The 15,389-nt window shown below is 70.9% G+C and carries 15 protein-coding genes and 1 riboswitch; of the genes, 11 read left to right on the forward strand and 4 right to left on the reverse strand.

Annotated features, from left to right (window positions below):
• Positions 1-30 precede the first annotated feature (30 nt).
• From KOI35_RS34690 to thiC, 9 genes are all read left to right on the forward strand, one after another.
• A complete protein-coding gene (locus KOI35_RS34690; RefSeq protein ID WP_215792912.1) occupies positions 31-633 on the forward strand; it encodes a class I SAM-dependent methyltransferase in 603 nt (200 codons plus the stop codon).
• Between the two features lie 33 nt (positions 634-666).
• Positions 667-2,313 (forward strand): ABC-F family ATP-binding cassette domain-containing protein, encoded by a 1,647-nt coding sequence (locus tag KOI35_RS34695; protein ID WP_215792913.1) that lies wholly within the window; start codon positions 667-669, stop codon positions 2,311-2,313.
• A 16-nt stretch (positions 2,314-2,329) separates the two neighbouring features.
• Positions 2,330-2,441: riboswitch (TPP riboswitch) on the forward strand.
• On the forward strand, positions 2,435-3,013 hold the full coding sequence (locus KOI35_RS34700) for a thiamine phosphate synthase (RefSeq protein ID WP_215792914.1): 579 nt from the start codon (positions 2,435-2,437) through the stop codon (positions 3,011-3,013). (Overlaps the previous riboswitch by 7 nt.)
• On the forward strand, positions 3,010-4,011 hold the full coding sequence (gene thiO, locus KOI35_RS34705; RefSeq protein ID WP_215792915.1) for a glycine oxidase ThiO: 1,002 nt from the start codon (positions 3,010-3,012) through the stop codon (positions 4,009-4,011). The genes KOI35_RS34700 and thiO overlap by 4 nt, the downstream gene beginning before the upstream one ends.
• Positions 4,011-4,208, forward strand: a complete 198-nt coding sequence (gene thiS, locus KOI35_RS34710; protein ID WP_215792916.1) for a sulfur carrier protein ThiS — start codon at positions 4,011-4,013, stop codon at positions 4,206-4,208. The genes thiO and thiS overlap by 1 nt, the downstream gene beginning before the upstream one ends.
• Positions 4,209-4,210: 2 nt before the next feature.
• Complete coding sequence (locus KOI35_RS34715) at positions 4,211-4,990, forward strand: thiazole synthase (protein ID WP_215792917.1); 780 nt, start codon at positions 4,211-4,213, stop codon at positions 4,988-4,990.
• Positions 4,984-5,547 carry a thiamine phosphate synthase gene (locus KOI35_RS34720; protein WP_215792918.1) on the forward strand — a complete coding sequence of 188 codons (564 nt, stop codon included), beginning with the start codon at positions 4,984-4,986 and terminating at the stop codon, positions 5,545-5,547. The genes KOI35_RS34715 and KOI35_RS34720 overlap by 7 nt, the downstream gene beginning before the upstream one ends.
• Positions 5,544-6,290, forward strand: coding sequence for a bifunctional hydroxymethylpyrimidine kinase/phosphomethylpyrimidine kinase (gene thiD, locus KOI35_RS34725; RefSeq protein WP_215792919.1), 747 nt, complete (start codon positions 5,544-5,546; stop codon positions 6,288-6,290). Before KOI35_RS34720 ends, thiD begins: the two co-directional genes overlap by 4 nt.
• Positions 6,291-6,346: 56 nt before the next feature.
• The gene (thiC, locus tag KOI35_RS34730) at positions 6,347-7,798 is read left to right on the forward strand and encodes a phosphomethylpyrimidine synthase ThiC (protein WP_215792920.1); all 1,452 of its coding nucleotides are present in this window, start codon (positions 6,347-6,349) and stop codon (positions 7,796-7,798) included.
• 79 nt (positions 7,799-7,877) lie between these two features.
• On the opposite strand, the gene KOI35_RS34735 is transcribed toward thiC, so the two are convergent.
• The 4 genes from KOI35_RS34735 to KOI35_RS34750 all read right to left on the reverse strand — a co-directional run bounded on the left by KOI35_RS34735 (position 7,878) and on the right by KOI35_RS34750 (position 11,565).
• The gene (locus KOI35_RS34735; protein WP_215792921.1) at positions 7,878-8,297 is read right to left on the reverse strand and encodes a ribonuclease domain-containing protein; all 420 of its coding nucleotides are present in this window, start codon (positions 8,295-8,297) and stop codon (positions 7,878-7,880) included.
• A 108-nt stretch (positions 8,298-8,405) separates the two neighbouring features.
• Entirely contained in the window at positions 8,406-9,602 is a 1,197-nt protein-coding gene (locus KOI35_RS34740) for a hypothetical protein (RefSeq protein WP_215792922.1), read from the reverse strand.
• Between the two features lie 92 nt (positions 9,603-9,694).
• Positions 9,695-10,444, reverse strand: a complete 750-nt coding sequence (locus KOI35_RS34745; protein WP_215792923.1) for an ABC transporter ATP-binding protein — start codon at positions 10,442-10,444, stop codon at positions 9,695-9,697.
• Positions 10,441-11,565: an ABC transporter substrate-binding protein gene (locus KOI35_RS34750; protein WP_215793107.1), complete on the reverse strand. Its 1,125-nt coding sequence runs from the start codon at positions 11,563-11,565 to the stop codon at positions 10,441-10,443. Before KOI35_RS34750 ends, KOI35_RS34745 begins: the two co-directional genes overlap by 4 nt.
• Positions 11,566-12,028: 463 nt before the next feature.
• Between KOI35_RS34750 and KOI35_RS34755 the strand changes: the two genes are divergently transcribed.
• Together KOI35_RS34755 and KOI35_RS34760 are read left to right on the forward strand one after the other, a co-directional pair.
• Complete coding sequence (locus KOI35_RS34755; RefSeq protein ID WP_308121282.1) at positions 12,029-14,959, forward strand: sensor histidine kinase; 2,931 nt, start codon at positions 12,029-12,031, stop codon at positions 14,957-14,959.
• Positions 14,960-14,961: 2 nt separating this feature from the next.
• Entirely contained in the window at positions 14,962-15,369 is a 408-nt protein-coding gene (locus tag KOI35_RS34760) for a roadblock/LC7 domain-containing protein (protein WP_184953694.1), read from the forward strand.
• Positions 15,370-15,389 lie beyond the last annotated feature (20 nt).

A 15,389-nucleotide genomic window follows, 5' to 3' on the forward strand; every position in this document is an offset into this window, starting at 1 on the left:
CACGCGTTGAACGGCGGCAAACTGGACCCCGTGACCGCCGATCATTACTTCAGCGCCGAGCCGGCCGCGCCCGACAAACGCGGCGAGATCGAGTTCAGCGTCGCGGGCCGGAACTACCGGCTGACCGTCGCCGCCGGTGTGTTCAGCGCGGGCCGGCTCGACCCCGGCACGGCCGTGCTGCTGCGCAAGGGCGACCTGCCCACGGCCGGCGGCACCTTTCTCGACCTGGGCTGTGGCTACGGGCCGATCGCCTGCGTGCTGGCCGCCGAGGCGGCGGGCGCGACCGTCTACGCCGTCGACGTGAACTCGCGGGCCCGGGAGCTGACCGCGCTCAACGCGACGACGCTCGGGCTGGCCATGACCGTGGCCGCGCCCGACGAGGTGCCGTCCGATGTCACCTTCGACCAGATCTGGAGCAACCCGCCGACCCACGTCGGCAAGAGCGAGCTGCACGGCATCCTCGAGCGGTGGCTGCCCCGGCTCGCGCCGGACGGGGTGGCCTGGCTGGTGATCAACCGGCATCTCGGCGGTGACTCGCTGCACACCTGGCTCGTCGACGGCGGCTGGGAAGTGGAGCGGATGGCCAGCCAGAAGGGCTTCCGCGTGCTCAAGGTGAGCAGAAAAACCGACTGACGTCCGAGGCCGCGGCCGGGGATGATGACGGCCATGGGTTATGTAGACGTCGCCGGAGCCGGTTTTGTGCTGCCCGACGGGCGCCGGCTGTTCGCCGACGTCGCGTTCCGGGTCGGCGAGGGTGCCAAGGTCGCGCTGGTCGGGCCGAACGGCGCGGGCAAGACCACGCTGCTGCGCATGGTGGCGGGCGACCTGGCACTGCCCGAGGGCACGATCGCCCGGTCCGGTGGGCTCGGCGTGATGCGCCAGTTCATCGGCATGATCGGCGACGACCGGACGCTCGAAGAACTGGCCCTGTCGCTGGTCAAGCACGATCTGGGGGCGGCCGGCGATCGACTGGCCAAGGCGGCCGCGGGACTGGACGAGACCGAGCGCAGCCAGTTGGCGTACGCGAACGCTCTGGCTCATTGGGGTGAGGCCGGCGGCTACGACGCCGAGGTGCTGTTCGACGTGGTGGCCGTGGCGATCCTCGGCAAGACGTGGGACGAGGTGCGCCACCGTCCGGTTCGGACCCTCTCCGGCGGGCAGCAGAAGCGGTTCGCGCTCGACCTGCTGCTGCGCGGCGACGACGAGGTGCTGCTGCTCGACGAGCCCGACAACTTCCTCGACGTGCCCGGCAAACGCTGGCTCGAGACCCGGCTCCGCGAGTCGGCGAAATCCGTGCTCTATGTGTCGCACGACCGGGAACTGCTGGCCCAGACGGCCGACCGGGTGGTGGCCGTCGAGGGCGGCACCGCCTGGACGCATCCGGGCGGGTTCGCGTCGTGGCACGAGGCGCGGCTGCACCGGCACGACCGGATGGAGGAGAACCACCGGCGCTGGGAGGAGGAGCACCAGAAACTCAAGGATCTGGTGCTGTCGCTCAAGCAGAAGGCGACCTTCAACGACGGGATGGCGTCGCGCTACCAGGCCGCACAGACCCGGCTGCGCAAGTTCGAGGAGGCCGGCCCGCCGCCGCTGCCGCCCAAGGAGCAGTCCCTGCGGATGAATCTGCGCGGAGGCCGTACGGCGAAACGGGCCGTCATCTGCGAACAGCTCGAGATGGAAGACCTGACGTTCCCGTTCGACCTCGAGATCTGGTACGGCGACCGGGTGGCCGTGCTGGGCGCCAACGGCACCGGCAAGTCGCACTTCCTGCGGCTGCTGGCGGCCGGCGGCAGCGACCCCGAGGCCGAGAACAAGCCGGTCGACGGCGCCCCACTGGCCCACGTCGCGCACCACGGCGTGGCCCGGCTCGGCGCGCGGGTGCGGCCCGGCCACTTCTCGCAGACACACGACCGGCCCGAACTGCTCGAACGGACCCTGGTCGAGATCCTGTGGCGCGGCGACGACCATCGGTCCGGAATGGACCGGGCCGGGGCGATGAAGTCGCTCAACCGCTACGAACTGGCGCAACAGGGCGACCAGCGCTTCGGCACCCTCTCGGGCGGCCAGCAGGCGCGGTTCCTGGTGCTGCTGCTCGAACTGTCCGGGGCCACCGTGCTGCTGCTCGACGAGCCGACCGACAACCTCGACCTGGCGTCGGCCGAGGCGCTCGAGGAGGGCCTTCGGCTATTTGAAGGCACTGTCATCGCGGTCACACACGACCGCTGGTTCACCCGCTCCTTCGACCGGTTCGTGCTGTTCCAGGGCGATGGTGAGGTCGTGGAGACTCCGCAACCGGTCTGGGACGTGCGCTGAGTTTCTGCTAGTTTCCAGGAGAACCCACGGGAGTCCGGTGCACCGGGCTGAGAGGGGGGCTGACGCGGCCCCCGACCGTCGAACCTGATCCGGATCATGCCGGCGCAGGGAGGAGACTTCGTTGTCGCTGCCGCGTTTTCATGTGGTCACCGATTCGCTCGACGTGATTCGGGGCGTGCTCGGGCACGGGCCGGTTGCGATTCAAGTGCGAGTCAAAACCGACGACCGTTCCGCGTACGCGTTGACCTGCGCAGCGGTCGAGCTGTGCCGGGCGGCCGACGCACTCTGCCTGGTCGACGACCGGGTCGGGGTGGCGCTGGCGGCCGGCGCGGACGGGGTGCACGTGGGCGCCGACGATCTGCCGGTGGCCGCCGTGCGTCGTGTGGTGGGGCCGTCGATGATCGTCGGCGCTACCTGCCGAGACCCGGGTGCCGCGCTGGCCGCGGTGGGCGACGGCGCAACCTATCTCGGGGTCGGGCCGGCGTTTGCGACCAGCAGTAAATCGGGGCTGCCGCCGCCGATCGGGCCGCTGGGGGTCGCGGCGGTCGCGCGGGCCGTGCCGGGGACGCCGGTGATCGCCATCGCGGGGATCACGGCTGATCGGGTGGCGTCGCTCGACTGCTACGGGGTGGCCGTGATCTCGGCCGTCGTCGCCGATCCGGCCGCGGCGACGATCGCCTTCCTCAAGGAGCTGGGATGAGCGACGTCGCGGTGGTCGGCGGCGGGATCGTCGGGCTGTCGATCGCTTGGCGACTCGTGCAGCGAGGCGTGGATGTGCACGTATTCGACGACGGTGACGTGGGGGCCTGGCACGTTGCGGCGGGCATGCTGGCGCCGGGCGGCGAGTCGGAGCACGAGGATCCGGCGCTGATCCGGCTGATGGAGCGGTCGGCCGATCTGTGGCCGGGTTTCGCCGAGGGACTGGGCGTCGAAGTCGGTTATGACGACGCGGGGACGTTGAGTTTGGCGGTGACGGCCGACGACCTGGCCGAGCGGTCGCGACTCTGGACCCGGCAGGCGCTGCCTTTGCTGCGACCGACCGAGTTGCGCGAGCTTGAGCCGGCGCTATCGGCTCGGGTGCGGGCTGGAGTTTTTGCCTCGCAGGAGGTTCAGGTCGATCCGCGCAAGGTGGTGAATGCACTTCGGGCCCGGCTCGTCGACCGGATCGTCACCAAACGGGTGGATTCACTGTCCGAGATGGACTCGCGGGTCGTGGTGGTGGCGGCCGGTTGCGGCACAGCGGCTCTCACCGGGCTGCCGGTCCGGCCGGTCAAGGGGCAGGTGTTGCGGTTGCGTGGCGAACCCGGCCTGCTGCGCCACGTGCTGGACGCGGCGGTTGACGGGCGGCCGATCTACGTCGTGCCGCGCGCGGATGGCGAGGTGGTGGTCGGCGCGACCCAGGAGGAACTGACCGACCGGAAGATCACGGCGGGAGGCGTGCATGAACTATTGCGTGCCGCCCTCGACCTGGTGCCCGCGCTCGCTGAGTTCGAGCTGATCGAGACGACGGTGGGTCACCGCCCTGGGACGCCGGACAACGCACCACTGCTCGGCTGGCTCGACGATCACGTGGTGGTGGCCGCCGGGCATTTCCGCAACGGCATCCTGCTCGCCCCGATCACGGCCGACCTGATCGCGGATCTCGTGCTGGGTTCCTCGTCGCCTTTGCTGGCCGACTTCTCGCCGCGGAGGTTCTGATGCGGCTCACGGTCAACGGTCAACGTGTCGATACCGGCGTCCGGTCGGTGCAGGCGCTCGTGGAATCGATCACCGAGGCCCAGCGTGGGGTAGCGGTCGCGGTGAACGGCGAAGTAGTGCCGCGCTCGACCTGGCCGGTGACGTCGCTGGCCGACGGCGATGTCGTCGAAGTGCTGACCGCGGCCCAGGGCGGATGACCATGTCTCTTTCCGAATCGCGGCTCGACCTCGGCACCACGTTTCTTTCGGCATCGCGGCTCATCCTCGGCACCGGCGGCGCGAACAGCCTGGCCGCGCTGGAACGGGCCATCGTCGCCTCGGAGACCGAACTGGTCACGGTGGCCCTGCGCCGGGTCGACGCGGCCGGGCCGGGACTGCTGCCGATGCTCGATCGGCTCGGCGTGCGGGTGCTGCCGAACACGGCCGGCTGCTACACGGCGGGCGACGCGGTGAAAACGGCCCGCCTGGCCCGGGACGCGTTCGAGACCGACCTGATCAAGCTCGAGGTGATCGGCGACGAGCGGACCCTGCTGCCGGACGGCGTCGAGCTGCTGCGGGCGGCCGAGACACTGGTGGCGGACGGGTTCACGGTCCTGCCGTACACGAGCGACGACCCGATCCTGGCCCGCCGGCTGGCCGACGTCGGCTGCGCGGCGGTGATGCCGGCCGGTTCGCCGATCGGATCCGGGCTGGGCATCTCGAACCCGCACCACATCCGGCTGATCCGGCAGAGCGTGGACGTGCCGGTGGTGCTCGACGCGGGAATCGGGACGGCTTCCGACGCGGCGCTGGCGATGGAGCTGGGCTGCGACGCGGTGCTGGTGGCGAGCGCGGTCACCCGGGCCGACGACCCCACGGCGATGGCCGTGGCGATGAAGCACGCGGTGGTGGCGGGACGGCTGGCCTTTTCGGCGGGGCGGATTCCGCGGCGGTTCCATGCGCTGGCGTCCACTTCGGATGCCGGGCGGGCGCAGTGGTGACGCCGAGTGGGCTGGTCGTGCTGACCGATCGGCGGCTGGCTCGGGGGCCGCTGGTCTCGGTGGTGCGGGCGGCGGTCCGGGGCGGCGCGTCCTGGGTCATTTTGCGCGAGCGCGATCTTCCGTACGGGGAAAGGGTTGCGCTCTTTTCTGAAGTTCGCGAGGTGGTGCCGCCCGGCCGGTTGATCGTCGCGGGGCCGGATCCGTTGGGTGGGGACGCGGTGCATCTGGCCGAGGCCGATCCGGTTCCGGAAGTGGATGTCGGGCTGATCGGTCGCTCCGCGCACCATCGTTTGCCGGCTAACGGTCCGTCTACTGAGGATTATGTGACGTTATCGCCGATTTATTCGACGGTGACCAAGCCGGGGTACGGGCCGGCGTTGGGTCCGGAGCGGGCGGCGGTGCTGGCCGGGGATGTGCCGTGGCTCGCCCTGGGCGGGATCGACTCGGGGGAGCGGGCCGCCGAGTGCGCCGCGGCGGGGGCGTCCGGGATCGCGGTCATGGGCGCGATCATGCGGGCTCGCGATCCGGAGGCGATGGCGGCGGAGCTGACGTCGTGACGCCGGTGGTGGTGCTGACCATTGCCGGGTCGGACTCCGGGGGCGGCGCCGGCATCCAGGCTGATCTGAAGACGTTCGCGGCGCTGGGGGCGTACGGGAGCTCGGTTGTCACCGCCGTGACCGCGCAGAACACCCTCGGCGTCCGCAAGATCCATCCGATACCGGTCGATGTGGTGGCGGCTCAGCTCGATGCTGTGCTGTCCGACTTCGCCGTGGCGGCGGTCAAAGTAGGCATGATCGGGGACCCGGCGGTGGGGGAGCTGATCGCCGGCTATGCCGATCGGCTGCCCAACCTGGTGGTCGATCCGGTGCTCGTGGCCACCTCGGGGGCGCGGCTGGCCGAGACCGCGGCGGTGGCGCCTCTGCTCGGGCTGCCGTGTGTGCTGACCCCGAACCAGGCCGAAGCTGCGGCCCTGGTCGGGAGCGGGACCCCGGCCGACATGGCTGAGCAACTCGCAGCCGGCGGGGCCCGCGCGGTCGTGGTCACCGGCAGCGAGACCGCGGTCGACGTGCTGCGCTACGACGGCGTGACCGAATCGCTGCGCGGGGAACCGGTCGCCACGCTAAACAACCACGGGTCGGGGTGCAGCTTCTCGTCGGCGATCGCGGTTCGGCTGGCGCTGGGCGATCACGTGCCGGTGGCCGTGCGCCACGCCAAACGCTATGTCACCTCGGCGCTCCTCGGCGGGCGCGACTGGCGGCTGGGCTCGGGGCCGGGGCCGCTCGACCACTTCCGGTTCTAAAAAGGGCGCGCCCGACAACGGGATCAGTGTGCCCTCCACAGGGGAGGAAAAGGATTATGAGGCGCAAAGTGTACGTCGAGGGGCCGCGCGAAGGCATCCGTGTGCCCTTCCAGGAGGTCGAGCTGAGCGACGGGAACGAGCCCGTACGGCTCTACGACACCTCCGGACCCGGCGGCTCGCCCCTGCCGGCCCTCCGCGCGCCGTGGGCGACCGGCCGCACTCAGCTCGCGTCGGCGCGGGCGGGTGTGGTGACGTCCGAGATGGAGTTCGTGGCGATCCGCGAGAACGTGCCGGCCGAGCTGGTCCGGGCCGAGATCGCGGCCGGACGGGCCGTGCTGCCGGCCAACCGGAACCACCCGGAGTCGGAGCCGATGGTGATCGGGTCGCGGTTCCTGGTGAAGGTCAACGCCAACATCGGCACCTCGGCCGTGACGTCGTCGGTCGACGCGGAGGTCGACAAGCTGACCTGGGCCACCCGGTGGGGCGCGGACACGGTGATGGACCTGTCGACCGGGCCGCACATCCACGAGACCCGCGAGGCGATCATCCGCAACTCGCCGGTGCCGATCGGGACCGTGCCGATCTATCAGGCGCTCGAGAAGGTCAAGGGCGATCCGGTAAAGCTGACCTGGCCGTTGTTCCGCGACACGATCGTCGAACAGGCTGAACAGGGCGTGGACTACATGACCGTCCACGCCGGAGTGTTGCGGGCCTATACGCCGCTGACCACGTCACGGGTGACCGGCATCGTGTCGCGCGGCGGTTCGATCATGGCGGCCTGGTGTCAGGCCCATCAGCAGGAGAATTTCCTGTACGAGAACTTCGACGAGATGTGCGCGCTGTTCGCCGGGTACGACATCACGTTCTCGCTCGGCGACGGCTTGCGGCCGGGTTCGATCGCCGACGCCAACGACGAGGCCCAGTTCGCCGAGCTGCGCACGCTGGGCGAGCTGACCCACCGGGCCTGGGCGTACGACGTGCAGGTGATGGTCGAGGGGCCGGGCCACGTGCCGATGCACAAGATCAAGGAGAACGTGGATCTCCAGGTCGAGCTGTGCGGCGGGGCACCGTTCTACACGCTCGGGCCGCTGACGACCGACATCGCTCCCGCGTACGACCACATCACGTCCGCGATCGGCGCCGCGATGATCGGCATGTTCGGCACGGCGATGCTCTGTTACGTCACGCCCAAGGAACACCTCGGGCTGCCCGACCGCGACGACGTGAAGGCCGGGATGATCGCCTACAAGATCGCGGCGCACGCGGCCGACCTGGCCAAGGGGCATCCGGGTGCGCAGGCGTGGGACGACGCTCTCTCGAAGGCCCGGTTCGAGTTCCGCTGGGAGGACCAGTTCGAGCTGGCTCTCGACCCGGAGACCGCGCGCTCCTTCCACGACGAGACGCTGCCGGCGGAGGCGGCCAAGACCGCGCATTTCTGCTCGATGTGCGGGCCGAAGTTCTGCTCGATGAAGATCAGTCACGAGATCCGGGCTCAAGCCCCTTTGTAGGCCGGGTGGGCCGGGCGGCCGGGTGGGCCGGGCGGCCGGGTGGGCCGGGCGGCCGGGCAGTCGGCCGCCCGGCTGCCGGTCAGAGCTTGTAGAACGTCACGTAGTGGTCGGGGGTGAACCAGGTCTCCCGGGTCGAGCGGTTCACTACGATCCGGTACGCGTCACGGGCGGCCCCGCGGCTGCGGGAGTAGACGTCGTACTCGCTATAGGTCGTGTTCAGCGGGAGCTGCCGCTCGCGGTTCTGGAACGTGCCGCCGGTGTAGTTGTACTGGCCGTACGGCCACGAGTACCAGCCGGAGCTGGTCGGCCAGCCCAGCGAGCTCCAGCCGGTCCGCGCCGTGCGGGCGGCCGAGCAGCGCGAGACGGTGCAGGTCGAGTAGACCGCGGCCTGGGCCGCGTCGGTGGCCGTGGGTGCGACCACGGCCGGGGCGATCAGGGCGGTGCCCGCGAGGGCGAAGACGAGGGCGAAGCCGGCCAGGAACCGGCGGACGACCTTCATGATGGGACTCCGATGCCGTCGGGGTCAGGGGGCGACCCTTATCGTCGGTCGCCGGCCCGCCTCCGCGGTACCTCCTCGATGAGTCATTCCATCGATGTTCGTCTTTGCTTAAGGGCGCCCGCCCAGACCGCTCACCCAGTCCGAGATGTCGCCGTCGGGGCGCTGCTGGGCGGGCGGGGCGAAGCCGTTGAACGGGGGCATCGTGATGACCCCGGTGTCGGACGGCTTCAACTCGTGCTCGGGGCGCTGCGCGGCCACCGAGGCCCGGGCCGCGACCGACGCCCGCGCGGCCGCGACGGACGCGCGGCCGGTGACGGCCTGGGCGGTGCCCGTGCCGGGGAGCGGCGGGCCCTGGGAGACCGACTGCCCGGCCTTGGCGATCGCCGACTCGGGCTGGGCGTCCCGCTGCGGCAGGGTCGGGCGGTCGGGGGTGGGCTCGCTCTTGCCCGGCGAACCCGGACGCTCGGCGGTGGCCGGGCCGCGCCCGAGCACCGCGGCCAGCACCGAGCCGAAGACGCCGGCGCCGGCTGCGGTCATCGCGGCCCAGTACGGGATCTCCTGGAAGTCGGTCGTACCGGGGCCGGCGACCAGGTAGGCCAGGGTGAGCAGGGCCGGTCCGGGCAGGCCGGCCAGCGCGATGGGCACAGTGGACAGCCCGCGGCGGCGGGCGGCGAACCCGACGATGAGGCCGGCCAGCAGCGCGATGACCGGCATGGTGAACAGCGGGACCCGGTCGGCGAGGCTCGCGGGGATGAAATCGGCGTCCAGCACGCCGAGGCGTACGGGGGAAAGGTCTTGACCCGAACGCAACGCGGGCGCCACCGACACCAGCGCGAGCAGCCAGATCACGGCGGTCAGGGTGGTCAGGCTCCAGCGGGCGGCGTTGCGGCCCAGGGCGGCGTACGCGGCGAAGATGCCCGCGGCCGCACCGAGCGCGGCGCAGACGCCGATCACGAAGACCTCGTTGACGCCCACGACCGCGGCACCCCGGGCGGGCTGCATGGTGAGCGGCACGACGGCCGCCGCACCGAGGCCGGCCGCGATGCCGCCGATCAGCCGGGTGCCCGCACCCGCCGACGGGGACAGACGGGACCGGCCGGCCACCCCACCGGCCGCGGCCGCGGTCATCGTGAACCAGGCGACCCAGCCCAGCTGAGCGGTCCACTGGTCACGCGCGGTGACGTCGACGACACGGGAGAAGTCGAGGATGCCCAGCCCGTAGGCCAGGCCCAGCTGACCGGCGCCGACCAGCGCCGCGGCGCCGAATGCGGCCCCCACCAACTTCACCCAGGTGCGATAAGCCATGCCCGGCACGTTACGGTTTCCCTGCCTGCGCGCTCAACAGCGGGACCGGATTCTTAAAATCCCGCTTAGTTATTTATACAAAGAGTGACTAGCTAGGCCATCAAAAGATCATGGAGCAGGCCGCTGGCCCGGGCCACCTCGTCCGAGTGGGCGGTGCGGCCGAGCGTGCGCGGACGCGGGATCCGCACGTCGACGATCTCGCGGACCCGGCCCGGTCGCGGGCTGAGCACGACCACCCGGTCGGCCAGCAGCACCGCCTCGTCGATCGAGTGGGTCACGAAGACCGTGGTCGCCCGCTGTTCCATGTGGATGCGCTGCAGCTCGACCGACAACTCCTCGCGGATCAGCGGGTCGAGCGCCGAGAACGGCTCGTCCATCAGCATCACCTGGGGCCGGCCGATCAGGGCGCGGCACAGGGCCACCCGCTGCTGCATGCCGCCCGAGAGCTCGTGCGGCAGGCGCTTCTCGAACCCGGTCAGGCCGGTCAGCGCGAGCAGCTCGTGGGCGCGGGTCCGGTGCTCCGACTTGCGCTTGCCGAAGATCTGCATCGGCAGCAGCACGTTGTCGAGCACCGAGCGCCAGGGCAGCAGGGCCGGGCGCTGGAACATCATCGACACGTCGCGGCGCGGCTTGGTGACGGCGGCCCCGCCGACCTCGATGCCGCCGGACGTGGCGGGCAGCAGGCCGGCGATCAGCCGCAGCAGGGTCGACTTGCCACAGCCGGACCGGCCCACCACGGCCACGAACTCGCCGTCGGCCACGTCGAGGCTGACGTCACGCAGGGCCTCGACCGTGCCCGAGCGGCCGGTGAAGGTACGCGACACGTGGTCGATGCGGATCATGACGCGAGCCGCCAGCGGCCACTGCGCGCGACCAGCATGGTCAGCGCCTGCGGCATCAGGCCCGAGTGGTTGTCGGGGGTGAGGCGGATCGGGCCGGACAGACCGTCGACCTGCGAGGTCTCGATGATCTCGCGGATCCGCGGCCGGTCGAGCCCGACCCGGGCCACCGCGTCGGCGATCAGATCGGCCGCGTCGGCCGCGAACGAGGCCACGCCCGAGTAGCTGCCGTAGCGGGACGTGTAGTCGCGGAACCACTGCTTGCGGGACGACTTGGCCGGCGTCGTCGCGATCACGTCGTCGATCGCCAGGATCTGGGTGAACACCATGGTCGCGTTGTTGGTCGCGCTCACCGCGTCCTTGGTGATGAACAGGTCGCTGGCGGACGCCGCGTCGAAGTAGATCTGCTTGCGGAAGTTGGCCGCGCGGGCGCTGGTGGCGGCCATCGGGGCGAGGTCGGGCGGCGTGAGCACGACCAGCGCGTCCGGTTCGGCGTCGGTCAGGGTGCCGACGGCCTGGGCGATGTCGCTCGCCCCGGGCTTGACCGAGCGGGAGGCCGGGGCGGGGATGCCGACTCCACGCAGCGCCGCCTGGAGCGCCTTGTAGGCGCCGTTGCCGTAGAGGTCGCTCGTGTAGAGCACCGCGACCTTCTTGGCCTTGGCCCGGTTCAGCTCGGTGGCCAGCGCGGCCGCGCTGTCGGCCGAGTTCGGGTTCAGCTTGAACACGTACTGCCGGTCTTCCACCGGCGAGGTGACCTCGTCCGAGGCGGCCAGCGCGATCGTCGGCACGGTCTTGTCGTTGATCGTCTTGGCCGCGCCGACCACGCACCGGTCGCACGACCCGGTGACGACCGCGGCGACCGCCGGGTTGTCGGCGAACGTGCTGATGTTGCGCAGCGACGCCGTCGGGTCGTTCCGGTTGTCCTGGGTCTCCAGGCGCAGCTGCCGGTCGCCCAGCTGACCCGATGCGTTGATCTGCTCGATCCGCAACTGCAGGGCGCGGGCGTACGCGACGTCGATCGGCGACGAATTGTTGAGATCGGCGGCGATCACCACGACGCCGGCCCCGCCGCTGTCGGGGGTGCCGTCGTCCGAGGTACAGCCGGCCGCACCGGCGAGGAGCATCGAGGCCACGGCAATGGCCGCGGTGATGCGGGGGAGCCGCACTGCGGGTGCCTCCTATGGGGGGCGGAAAGGCATCGAGGGAGCTGACAGCATCGTGGTCTGCCGGCCGACGTGCCGATACGGACAATGTGTCCGTTCGATCGCGCCAAACCTTGCCAACGTGAAGGCCCCTGGTCAAGCGGGTCACCATCGATGGAACGAGACGGTCGTCTCACATAATGGTTGGAATCTTGGGGGTGTCGAGTGACCGCGTCGTTACCGAATGTGCCGATCACTATATTCGTGCACGTCAAAGTGCATTTAACGTCGAAAGTGGAACGCGAGCGATTCCAAACAGTCGGACACGAAGTTCGTTTCGGGATGTTTCCTGACTTCCCAAATGGATGTCCGTTCTGATGAAATTCCCGGGCCGTGCGAGGTTGTGCGGGCGAAGAGCCACGGGGATGACCACGGAGGAGAAGTCGTGAGCACCGGATCTTCGACCCAGGTGGCGCGCCGTGGTGTCTTTCCCCGCCTGCGAGACGCTCGGATCCGCGCCAAGCTGGCTCTCATTCTTGTCGTACCACTGGTCGCCGTCATCGCCCTGGCGACCACGCGTCTGGTCGACGTCGGGCAACGTGCCGCCGACGCCGCCCAGGTCGAGGAACTGACCAAACTGGAGACCGACGTCTCCGCGCTGACGCAGCTGCTGCACGTCGAGCGCATGGCGGGCGCCGCCTACATCGCCGGAATCCTGCCGATCCGCACCGAGCCCGATTCCGCGGCCAAGGCCTATCAGGCCGCCGTCCGGGCCAGCGACGCGCAGATCCAGGTCTACCGGTCCCACCGGGCCGACGTCGACAATCCGCCCGGCACCGTGCTCGACCGGCTGGCCCGGATCGACGACCACCTGAACACGATGGACGCGACCCGGACGGCCATCGGCGACCGGGGCGGCATCGCCGTCGCCGAGGTGGTCTCCCGCTACAGCGTCGTGATCACCGACCTGGTGTCGTACGGAGACGCGGTCAGCCAGGTCGCCGGCGACGGCGACATCGCCGACCGGCTGCGGGCGATCGCGGCGTTCTCGCGGGCCAAGGCGGGCACCGCCGAGCAGGAGGCGGTCTCGTACGCCGCCCGCGTCACCAACGACCTCAGCGCCGAGCAGCGCACCACGTTCATCGCCACCCAGACCAGCCAGCAGGAGGCGCTGCAGGCGTTCTCGCTGGTGGCCGACCCGACGCAGCGCTCGCTGGTCGACAACGTGGTCAGTGGTGACGCGGTCAACCTGGTCGACGGCGTGGCCACCCGCCTGGCCCGGGCCGGCAGCAGCGCCTCGGTCACCGCGCTCGAGATCACCCAGTCCTTCGGCGCCGTCGTCGACCTGATGCGCTGGGCCGAGCAGGAACTCGAGTCGGCCGTCGTGCGGCAGGCCACCGACGACCGTGACTCCGTCGTGCGCCAGGCCGCGATCGAGGCCGCACTGGTCGTGCTCGTGCTCATCGTGGCCATCACGCTGGCCGTCATCCTGGCCCGCTCGCTCAACATGTCGCTGCGCCGGCTGCGCGAGGGTGCCCTCGCGGTGGCCAACCGCGACCTGCCCGACGCCGTGGCCCGGCTGCGCGACGCCCGCAACCTCGGTGAGGGCGGCGCCGACGACTTCGTCCGCGAGATCCGCGACCCGATCAAGCTGCCCAACCGCGACGAGATCGGCCAGGTGGGCCAGGCGTTCAACGTCGTCCACCGCGAGGCGGTCCGGATCGCGGCCGAGCAGGCGGCGCTGCGCACCAGCGTCTCGACGATGTTCCTCAACCTGGCCCGGCGCTCGCAGAGCCTGGTCGACCGGATGATCGGCGAGCTCGACCACATCGAGCGCACCGAGGAGGACCCGAAGCGTCTGGCTCAGCTGTTCGAGCTCGACCACCTGGCCACCCGGATGCGCCGCAACGACGAGAACCTGCTCGTGCTCGCGGGCGCCGACTCCAGCGCCCCGCGCCGCGAGGACGCTCTGCTGGTCGACGCGTTGCGCGCCTCCCAGTCCGAGGTCGAGCTCTACAACCGCATCGAGTTCGGCACCGTCGACACCGACATCTCGATCGCCGCGCTGGCCGTCAACGACGTGGTGCGACTGGTCGCCGAGCTGCTCGACAACGCCACCCGCTTCTCGCCGCCGACCACGATCGTGGTGGCCGACGGCCGGCGCATCCGCGACTACGTGGTGATCCAGGTGGAAGACCGCGGTCTCGGCATGTCCGAGGAGCAGATGGACCAGCTCAACCGCCGTCTGGCCGAGCCGCCGAGCGTCGACGTGGCCGCCTTCCGCCTGATGGGTCTGGCCGTCGTCGGCCGGCTCGCCGCGCGCTACGGCATCCGGGTCGAGCTGCGGGCCAACCTCGAGGGCGGCACGGTCGCCCAGGTCACGTTGCCGAGCAGCATCGTCGTGCTGCCGAGCCGGCGCCTCGACGCGCCCAGCCGGCCGCAGGAGCTCGGCACCGCCCCGTACGGGGGTAACACCGGTGGCTGGGACGCCCGGAACGCCCGGGCCGCGACCGCGACGCTGCCGACGATCGCCCCCGAGCCGTCGTGGCGTGAACCCACCCCGCAGCCGCAGACCGCGCACCCGTCGCTGCCGATGTTCCCGTCGCAGCGCCCGCCGTCCGAACCGGACACCCGGCCCACCCCGAACCGGCCCCCGCTGCCGACCCGGGCCACCAAGGCGATCGACGAGACCGCCCCGACGATGAACGGGTTCGCGGCCGCTACCCCACTAGTGGTGATTCCTCCGGTGGCGTCGGCTCCGCCCGCGCCTACTGGCAGTGGTTGGGGGGCCGCCCTGGCCGCGATGCCGCCGGCGCCCCCGCCGCCGGTCGTCCCGTCGGCCCAGGAGCGCGACGGCACCCCGATCTTCGTGCAGATGCAGCAGAGCTGGTTCCGCAACCACGAGGGGGCCAGTCAGGAGGAGTGGGGCATGCCGACCGCCGGCTACGCCCCGCCGCCCAACGGGGCCGTGAGCCCGGCGCCCGCCAAGCCGGCGGCCGCTGCTCCTGCCCCTGCGCCCGCCAAGCCTGCCCCGCCGCCCGCCGCCCCGCCGCGCACGAACGGGCACAATGGACCGTCGGTGCCGAAGCCACGCTCCGCGCCCGAAGACAGGTGGAAGACGTCGGCCGACGAGGGGTGGCAGAAGGCGATGGCAGCGGCCGAGCCGGTCGACGCGGGCACCACGCGATCCGGGCTCCCCAAGCGTGTTCCCCAGGCGCAGCTCGTCCCGGGAGGCGTACAGCCCGGACCGAGCAACCAGAACCGTCGCAGCCCCGATGAGGTCCGCGGACTCCTTTCCGCGTATCACCGGGGAGTGCAACGTGGGCGGACGGACGGCACCGCCGAGTCCACCGCCTCCCAGGCTAAGGAGATCTGACCGTGACCAGGCCCCCCACCATGCAGGACATGGGCTGGCTGCTCAACAACTTCGCCAACAGCGTCGCCGGCATCGCCCACGTCGTGGCCGTGTCCGCCGACGGCATCCTGCTGGCGGCGTCGCGTGACCTCCCGGCCGACCGCGCCGACCAGCTCGCGGCCATCACGTCCGGTGTGGTCAGCCTGACCGAGGGCGCCTCCCGCATGTTCAACGCGGGCGAGGTCCAGCAGACGATCATCGAGATGGATTCCGGGTACCTGTTCCTCATGACGATCAGCGACGGGTCCTCGATGGCCGTGCTGGCCGCGCGCAGCTGCGACGTGGGCCAGGTCGGCTACGAGATGGCCCTGCTGGTCGAGCGGGTCGGCGCCTCGCTGTCGCCCGCTCCCCGGGAAACTGTCAATCACTAGTCGCCGGTTCGACGGAAGGG

The sequence above is a fragment of the Paractinoplanes bogorensis genome (assembly GCF_018829635.1).
Lineage (GTDB): Bacteria > Actinomycetota > Actinomycetes > Mycobacteriales > Micromonosporaceae > Actinoplanes > Actinoplanes bogorensis.